Source organism: Streptomyces ruber, assembly GCF_014648075.1.
Classification (GTDB): Bacteria; Actinomycetota; Actinomycetes; order Streptomycetales; family Streptomycetaceae; genus Streptomyces; species Streptomyces ruber.
In genome coordinates, this window is record NZ_BMQK01000024.1 from 41,640 (window position 1) to 49,572 (window position 7,933).

Genomic DNA, 7,933 nt, shown 5'->3' on the forward strand with positions numbered 1-7,933 from the left:
GCTCATATGGAGTGGTTGACGGGCCCCTTCGAGGTGACCTTCGTGCAGCGGGCCCTCTGGGGCGGAATTCTCGTGTCGGCGATCTGCGCCCTGGCCGGAACCTGGGTGGTGCTCAGGGGCATGGCCTTCCTGGGCGACGCCATGTCCCACGGGCTGCTGCCAGGTGTCGCGCTCGCCGCGCTGCTCGGCGGCAACCTGCTGGTGGGGGCGGTGGTGAGCGCGGCCGTCATGACGGCGGGCGTCACCGCGCTGCACCGCACCCCGCGGCTGTCGCAGGACACCGGTATCGGGCTGCTCTTCGTGGGGATGCTCTCGCTGGGCGTCATCATCGTCTCGCGGTCGCAGTCGTTCGCCGTGGACCTGACCGGGTTCCTCTTCGGTGACGTGCTGGCCGTCCGCGAGCAGGACCTGGTGCTGCTCGCGGGGGCGCTGCTGCTGGCGCTGGCCGTCTCGGTCCTCGGCCACCGGGCCTTCCTGGCCCTGGCCTTCGACCCGCGCAAGGCCCGCACGCTCGGCCTGCGTCCCCGGCTGGCGCACGCGGTGCTGCTCGGCCTGCTGGCCCTGGCCATCGTCGCCTCGTTCCACATCGTGGGGACGCTGCTGGTCCTCGGCCTGCTGATCGCCCCGCCCGCGGCCGCCCTGCCCTGGGCGCGCAGCGTGCGCGGGGTCATGGCGCTCGCGGCACTGCTCGGCAGCGCCTCCACCTTCTTCGGGCTGCTTCTCTCCTGGCACCTGAGTACCGCGGCCGGCGCCACCGTCTCGGCCCTCGCGGTCGGCCTGTTCTTCCTCTCCCACCTGGTGTCCGGCCTCCGCCACCGCCGTGCGCGACGTGCCACCGCCCTCATACCGACCACCGACTGACACAGACACGGAACTACGGAGGCGATCCTCTTGCCCGCCCGAAGGAACGTCCGGGGAATCCCCCTGCGGGGCCCGGCCGCGCTGGTGCTCACCGCGCTGCTCGCCACGGCTTGCGCCGGCGGGGACGACGACTCGCCCTCCCCGCGGGCGAGTTCCTCGTCCGCCGTCCCCCACGGATACGTCGAAGGAGCCAAGGAGGCGGCCGAACAGCAGTCGCGGCTGGTGATCGGCGACCCCGCGAGCGGTGAGACCCGGGTCCTCGACCTGATCACCGGGGAGACGCACGAGGTGTCCCCGGTCGAGGACACCGCCGGACTCACCACGGACGGCCGGTTCGGCTACTTCCACACCCCGGGCGGCATCCGGGTCCTCGACGGCGGGGCCTGGATGGTCGACCACGGCGACCACGTGCACTACTACAGCGCGGAGATACGCGACGTCGGACAGCTCCCCGGGGGCCCGGGCACCCAGGTCCGCAGCGACATCGCCGTGACCGCGGTGACCGGCGAGGACGGCCGGACCAGGCTCTACGACCGGACCGAACTGGACAAGGGGAGGATCGGCTCGCCCCGCACGCTCCCGGGAACGCACGAGGGTGCCGTCGTGCCGTACGAGGAGCACCTGCTCGCCGTCGAGGAGAGCGGGGGCCGGACGAAGGTGGCCGTGTACGACCGCGAGGGCGGACGCGTCGCGTCGCCGGACGCGGAGTGCGAACAGCCGCGGGGCGACGCCGTCACCCGGCGCGGCGTGGTCCTCGGATGCGCCGACGGCGCCCTGCTCGTCCGCGCCTCGGACGGCGCGTTCACCGCCGAGAGGATCCCGTACGGCGAGGACGTGCCGGAGGACGAACGGGCCACGGCCTTCCGTCACCGCTCCGGCAGCGACACCCTCACGGCACCGGCCGGGGACCGGGCCGTGTGGGTCCTGGACGTCACGGAGCGCACCTGGACCCGGGTGGCGACCGACGGGCCCGTCGTCGCGGCCAACACCGCGGGCGAGGGCTCCCCGTTGCTCGTCCTCCAGTCCGACGGCGCGCTGCACGGCTACGACATCGCCTCCGGCGAGCCCACGGCCGAGACCGAGCCCCTCCTGAAGGACACCGGCACGGCCACCGCGCCCGTCATCGAGGTCGACCGCAGCCGGGCCTACCTCAACGACCCCGGAGGCAAGCGCGTGTACGAGATCGACTACAACGACGAGCTGCGTATCGCGCGCACCTTCGACCTGGACGTCGCCCCGGCTCTCATGGTGGAGACGGGCCGATGAGAGGGAACGGCACGACGGCGCGCGCGATCCGGCCGCGCACCTGGCTCCTCGCGCTGCTCACCGCCCTGACGGCCGTCCTGGCCACCGCCTGCGCGAGCGGTGACGAACGCCCCCGGGTCGTGGTGACCACCAACATCCTCGGCGACGTCACCAGGGAGATCGTCGGCGACGAGGCCGACGTCACCGTACTGATGAAGCCCAACGCGGACCCCCACTCCTTCGGCCTGTCGGCCGCGCAGGCGGCCGAGCTGGAGCGCGCCGACCTCGTCGTCTACAACGGGCTGGGCCTGGAGGAGAACGTCCTGCGGCACGTCGACGCCGCCCGTGAGGCCGGGGTCGCCACCTTCGCCGCGGGCGAGGCGGCGGATCCGCTGACCTTCCAGGCGCACGACGACGGCGGTCCCGAGGAGGGGGCCGGACAGCCCGACCCGCACTTCTGGACCGACCCCGACCGGGTGCGCAGGGCCGCCGGCCTGATCGCCGGCCAGGTGGTCGAGCACGTGGACGGAGTGGACGAGAAGACGGTCCGGGACAACGCCGCCCGCTACGACGAGGAACTCGCCGACCTCACCACCTGGATGGAGAGGTCCTTCGACACCGTCCCCGAGGACAACCGCGCGCTGGTGACCAACCACCACGTCTTCGGCTACCTCGCCGAACGCTTCGGGTTCCGGGTGATCGGCGCGGTCGTCCCGAGCGGTACGACGCTGGCCTCGCCCAGCTCCTCCGACCTGCGCTCGCTCACCGAGGCCATGGAGGACGCCGGGGTGCGCACCGTCTTCGCCGACTCCTCCCAGCCGACGCGGCTGGCCGAGGTGCTGCGCACGGAACTGGGCGGCCAGGTGCGCGTCGTGAAGCTCTACTCCGAGTCGCTGACCGAGCGGGGTGGGGGCGCCGACACCTACGTACGCATGATGCGCGCCAACACCACCGCCATGACCGACGGCCTGACCGCGGGCTGATCAGCCGCTCTCCCGGCACCACCCGACCGACCCACCGACGAACGCCGCGTCCGCGCGGCACAAGAGAGGAACACACTGTGAACAAGACGGTACGCAACAGAGCGCTCATGGGGACGGCGCTCGCCCTGGCGGTGTCCACGGTCCTGACCGCCTGCGGGGGCGGCGGGGACGACGGCTCCTCGTCCGGGGCGAAGGCCGCGGGCACGCCGAGCGCCTCGGCCGCCGACGTCAAGGACCCGCTGGTCGCCACCTTCGACGGTGGCCTGTACATCCTGGACGGCGAGACCCTCGAGGTCGCCGAGACCATCGAGCTGCCCGGCTTCAACCGGGTCAACCCCGCCGGCGACGACTCCCACGTCATCGTCTCCACCGACAGCGGCTTCCGGGTCCTGGACGCCGCCGGGGCGAAACTCACCGACATCACGTACGAGGGCGCCAAGCCCGGACACGTCGTCCGGCACGCCGGCAAGACCGTGCTGTTCACCGACGGCACCGGCGAGGTCAACGTGTTCGACCCCGCCGATCTCGCCGGCGGCGGGAAGCCGGAGGGCCGGACGTACGCCTCGGCGGAGGCGCACCACGGCGTCGCCATCGAGCTGGCCAACGGCGAACTGCTCAGCACCCTCGGCGACGAGGAGAAGCGGACCGGCGCCCTCGTCCTGGACAAGGACAACAAGGAGATCACGCGCAACGAGAGCTGCCCCGGCGTCCACGGCGAGGCGGCGGCCAAGGGCGAGGCGATCGCCGTGGGCTGCGAGGACGGCATCCTCATCTACAAGGACGGCGAGTTCACCAAGATCGACGCCCCCGACGACTACGGCCGCATCGGCAATCAGGCCGGCAGCGAGGAGTCGACGGTCCTCCTGGGCGACTACAAGACCGACCCGGAGGCCGAGCTGGAGCGGCCGACCCGCATCTCGCTGATCGACACGGAGACCAAGAAGCTGCGCCTCGTCGACCTGGGGACCAGCTACTCGTTCCGCTCGCTCGCGCGCGGCCCGCACGGCGAGGCGCTGGTGCTCGGCACGGACGGCGCCCTCCACGTCATCGACCCGGAGACCGGCGAGGTGGAGAAGGAGATCCTGGTCGTCGACGAGTGGCAGGAGCCGCTGGACTGGCAGCAGGCCAGGCCCACCGTCTTCGTCCGTGACCACACCGCGTACGTGTCCGAGCCGAGCAAGAAGGGCCTGTACGCCGTCGACCTGGAGTCGGGCGAGAAGGTCACGTCGGTGACCCTGCCGAAGAGCACGAACGAACTGTCCGGGGTCGTCGCGGGTCACTGATCCGCGGGACCGTCCACACAGGTGCGCGGGGCCGCCCGGAGATCCGGGCGGCCCCGCCTCTCTCCTGTCCGGAGCAGTGATGAGTGGATCATCCGGCCTCCATGACCCCTGCCGGCGGTCCGCCGAGTACGCCCGCGCACACCGTGATCGCGAACGCCGGCTGCTCCCTCCGTGCGCCGGATCGTCACCCGTGCCGGAAGCCCGCAAGGAACCCGTGCCAAAGGCCCGCGAAGAACCTGTGCAGGGCGCCCGCAAGGAGCCGGATCCGGCCGGGACCCGCGGGTGACGAGAAGTCACTTCCGATGCGGGAGGTTTGACTCCGGAGCGACGGGATAGACGCTCTCGCGGTGGGCTGCTGACGGGCCGTCTCCCCCTCACTTGCGGGGTTGCCATCCCGTTACCCCACGTGAATAACTGTGAGCGCATTCGGCTGGACGGATCACGCCGGAGCGCGTTCCCGGCACCACGCACAGCACGAATCGTGAGACAGGACAGTCCTGCGCGGAGTCGCTGCGCGGGGAGAGCCGCTGGGGGATGTAGTGATCTCTGCTTGGTGTCCGAGGCGCGTGCCGCCAGGCTGCGAGCGTGCGGGCCTGCCGGCCACGTGGCGGACGTCCGGACCGCTCGGGACCGCCGCTCCGCCGTACGGAACCTGCCCCTAGGTCCGCCGGTGTCGTCGGAAGCACCTGCGTTCCGTGAAGCCACGGACGGGCGGGTCGCCTCCGAGCGGCGGCGGGTCCGGGCCCGATCGCGAATCGGCCACCCGGCGCGCAGCGAGGGCCGCCGCGCGTGCCGCACCCGTTGACCGCGCCAAGACGGCCACGGCTTCCTGTCCGGCGAAGGCACAGCACCGCCGGATCCGCGCGTCCTCCCAAGGAGAAACGGTGACAAGCACACAACTGTCCGGGACCGAATCGCCCCTGGACGCGTTATCCGACCGGTGGCGGTCCTTGCGCGAGGCGGGCCCGGTGACCTACGACGCGGAGCAGAAGCAGTGGCGTGTCGTGGACCACCGGGGGGTCTCCGCCGTGCTCGCCGACCCGGCGACGTACTCCTCCGACCTCACGCCGATCGCCCCCACCCAGGAGGACTTCGAGATCTTCCGGCAGGGCAATTTCGTTGGCATGGACCCGCCAAAGCAGCGCAAGCTCCGCACCCTGGTGAGCCAGGCCTTCACCCCGAGAGTGGTTCACGGGCTCGAACCGCGCATCGAGGCCGTGTGCGCGCGTCTGCTCGACGGTGTCGCCGACCGCGACCGGTTCGACCTGGTCGACACCCTCGCCCACCCCCTGCCGATCATCGTGATCGCCGAGCTCCTCGGCATCCCGGCCGACGACCACAGGCTGTTCCAGGAGTGGGCCGGCACCCTCTTCGGCGGCGACCAGCTCGGCGACGACCCCGACATGGCCGACCTGGAACGGGCGCTGGAGGCCATCGCCCCCACCGTGCGCGAGATGAACGGCTACGTGCTGGACCACATCCGGCACCGCCGTGCCCACCCCGGGGACGACCTCACCAGCAGACTCCTCGCCGCCGAGGTGGACGGAGCGCGCCTGGCGGACGAGGAGATCGTCGGATTCGTCGCCCTGCTGCTGGTCGCCGGACACATCACCACCACCGCGCTGCTCGGCAACGCGGTGGTCGCCTTCGACCGGCATCCCGGTACCCTCGCCGCGCTGCGTGAGGACCCCGGCCGGCTCCCGGACGCCGTCGAGGAAGTACTGCGCTGGCTGCCGCCCTTCCCCGAGCTGGGACGGCGCACCACCCGGCCGGTGGTGCTCGGCGGCCACGAGATCCCGGCCGACACCCTGCTGATGGCGCACCTGGGCGCCGCCAACCGTGACCCCTCCCGCTTCACCGCTCCGGACGTCTTCGACGTGGCCCGCAGTCCGAATCCCCATCTGACCTTCGGCCACGGCATTCACTTCTGCTTCGGCGCGCCCCTGGCCCGGCTGGAGGCGCGGATCGCGCTGCATCTGCTGCTGGAACGTTTCCCCATAATCGCGGTCCCCTCCCACAGCGACGTCACGTACCAGAACCCGGCCGTCATCGTCGGCGTACGACACCTGCCGATCGCCGTCACCAGGCAGTGACGCGCGTCGACGCGCGCAGGTCCCGTACCGCTCACCCACGGGCCGGCCACGCGTCGTTCTCCCCGCTCCCGCACCCGCACCCGCCCCGCTCTCACCAGGAGTCCCCTTCCCATGCCGCACCCCACCGCCGCTCCGGCCGCCGACCTGTCGCCGTCCCCGTTACGCCGTGAGCTGCAGAGCCGCCTCGACTCCCTGGCACGCGCCCACCACGTGCCCGGCGCCCAACTGGCCGTCCACACCGGCACGCACACCGTCAGCGTGCACACCGGCACGGCCGACGCCCTGACGGAGACCCCGTTCACCGCGGACACGGCCGTACCCCTGGGCTCCGTCACCAAGGTCGGCACGGCCGCCGCCGTGCTGCTCCTCGCCGACGACGGGGACCTCGACCTCGACGAGCCCGCCGCGGAACTGCTCCCCGAGTTACGGCCGTTGGCGGGCGTGACCGTGCGGCACCTGCTCAGCCACACCGCCGGTCTGCCCACCGGACCCGACTCCGACAGCGCCGCCTCCACCACCGCCGCGCGCTACCTCTCGGCCGTCTGCACCCCGCGGAGCGTCCTGTTCCCGCCGGGCACGGGCTTCTCCTACTCCAACGCCGGCTATGTCGCCGCCGGCCGGATCGTGTCCGAGACGACGGGCATGACCTGGCGGGAAGCGCTGCGGGCGCTCCTCCTGGAACCCCTCGGCATCGTCCCCGCCCTCCTCGGCGACGCCACCCCCGCACGGCCGGTGGCCTCCGGCCACGCCCTCAACACCGCCACGGGCCTGGTGCGCCCGGCCCACCAGAACCTCGCCCCGGTGGAGGCCCCGGCCGGGGCCCTGCTGGCGAGCGCCGAGGACCTGGTGACCCTGGGCAGGGCCGTCATCGGCCGGTCCGCCGTCCTGCCCGCGTCCGTCGCCGCCCTCATGCGCCGCGGCGAACCGGCCGCCGACCCCGGTGCCCTGGCGGACTCCTGGGGCCTGGGCCTCGCCCTCTTCCGGCAGGACGGCCGCGTGTGGTGCGGCCACGACGGCAACGCCCAGGGCACCTCCTGCCATCTGCGCGCCGAGCCGGACAGCGGTGTCGTCGTCGCCTTCACCGGCAACGCCGGCGGCGCCACCGCCCTGTGGCGGGACCTCGCCGCCGACCTCGCCCGGCTCACCGGCATCCGGGTGCCCACCGCCCCGGCCACCGCCCGCCGCGGTCCCGCCGTACCGCTGCCCGAGTGCGCCGGCAGCTACCGCAACGGGAGCACCGAGTTCGCGGTCAAACTCGACGGCGACGGCACGCCGACCCTGTCCGTCGACGGCGACTACCCCGTACCGCTGGTGTGCTACCCGGACCTGTCCTGCGACCTGGTCGACCCGTCGACCGGCCGGCACGAGCCCGGCGGCCGCTTCCACCGCGACCCCGCCACCGGGACCATCGACCGCCTGCAGATATCCGGACGCACCGCACGCCGCACCGGCACCGTCTGACCGTGCC

Annotated in this window: 6 protein-coding genes; all 6 read left to right on the forward strand. The window is 72.6% G+C overall.

Annotation, left to right across the window (positions count from 1 at the left end; all coding sequences use genetic code 11):
* Positions 1-6: 6 nt before the first annotated feature.
* The 6 genes from aztB (at position 7) to IEZ04_RS31795 (ending at position 7,926) form a co-directional block, all read left to right on the forward strand.
* Positions 7-861, forward strand: coding sequence for a zinc ABC transporter permease AztB (aztB, locus tag IEZ04_RS31770; RefSeq protein WP_189220443.1), 855 nt, complete (start codon positions 7-9; stop codon positions 859-861).
* A gap of 30 nt (positions 862-891) precedes the next feature.
* Positions 892-2,127: a hypothetical protein gene (locus IEZ04_RS31775; RefSeq protein WP_229821417.1), complete on the forward strand. Its 1,236-nt coding sequence runs from the start codon at positions 892-894 to the stop codon at positions 2,125-2,127.
* The gene (gene aztC, locus IEZ04_RS31780) at positions 2,124-3,089 is read left to right on the forward strand and encodes a zinc ABC transporter substrate-binding protein AztC (RefSeq protein ID WP_189220444.1); all 966 of its coding nucleotides are present in this window, start codon (positions 2,124-2,126) and stop codon (positions 3,087-3,089) included. The genes IEZ04_RS31775 and aztC overlap by 4 nt, the downstream gene beginning before the upstream one ends.
* A 77-nt stretch (positions 3,090-3,166) precedes the next feature.
* A complete protein-coding gene (gene aztD / locus IEZ04_RS31785) occupies positions 3,167-4,372 on the forward strand; it encodes a zinc metallochaperone AztD (protein ID WP_189220445.1) in 1,206 nt (401 codons plus the stop codon).
* Between the two features lie 884 nt (positions 4,373-5,256).
* A complete protein-coding gene (locus IEZ04_RS31790) occupies positions 5,257-6,465 on the forward strand; it encodes a cytochrome P450 (RefSeq protein WP_189220446.1) in 1,209 nt (402 codons plus the stop codon).
* 111 nt (positions 6,466-6,576) lie between these two features.
* Complete coding sequence (locus tag IEZ04_RS31795) at positions 6,577-7,926, forward strand: serine hydrolase domain-containing protein (RefSeq protein WP_189220447.1); 1,350 nt, start codon at positions 6,577-6,579, stop codon at positions 7,924-7,926.
* Positions 7,927-7,933 lie beyond the last annotated feature (7 nt).

Excerpts from the sequence above, each read along its gene's own strand:
- IEZ04_RS31795 (WP_189220447.1), top strand. The coding sequence starts at position 6,577 with ATGCCGCACCCCACCGCCGCTCCGGCCGCCGACCTGTCGCCGTCCCCG.
- aztC (WP_189220444.1), top strand. The coding sequence starts at position 2,124 with ATGAGAGGGAACGGCACGACGGCGCGCGCGATCCGGCCGCGCACCTGG.
- aztB (WP_189220443.1), top strand. The coding sequence starts at position 7 with ATGGAGTGGTTGACGGGCCCCTTCGAGGTGACCTTCGTGCAGCGGGCC.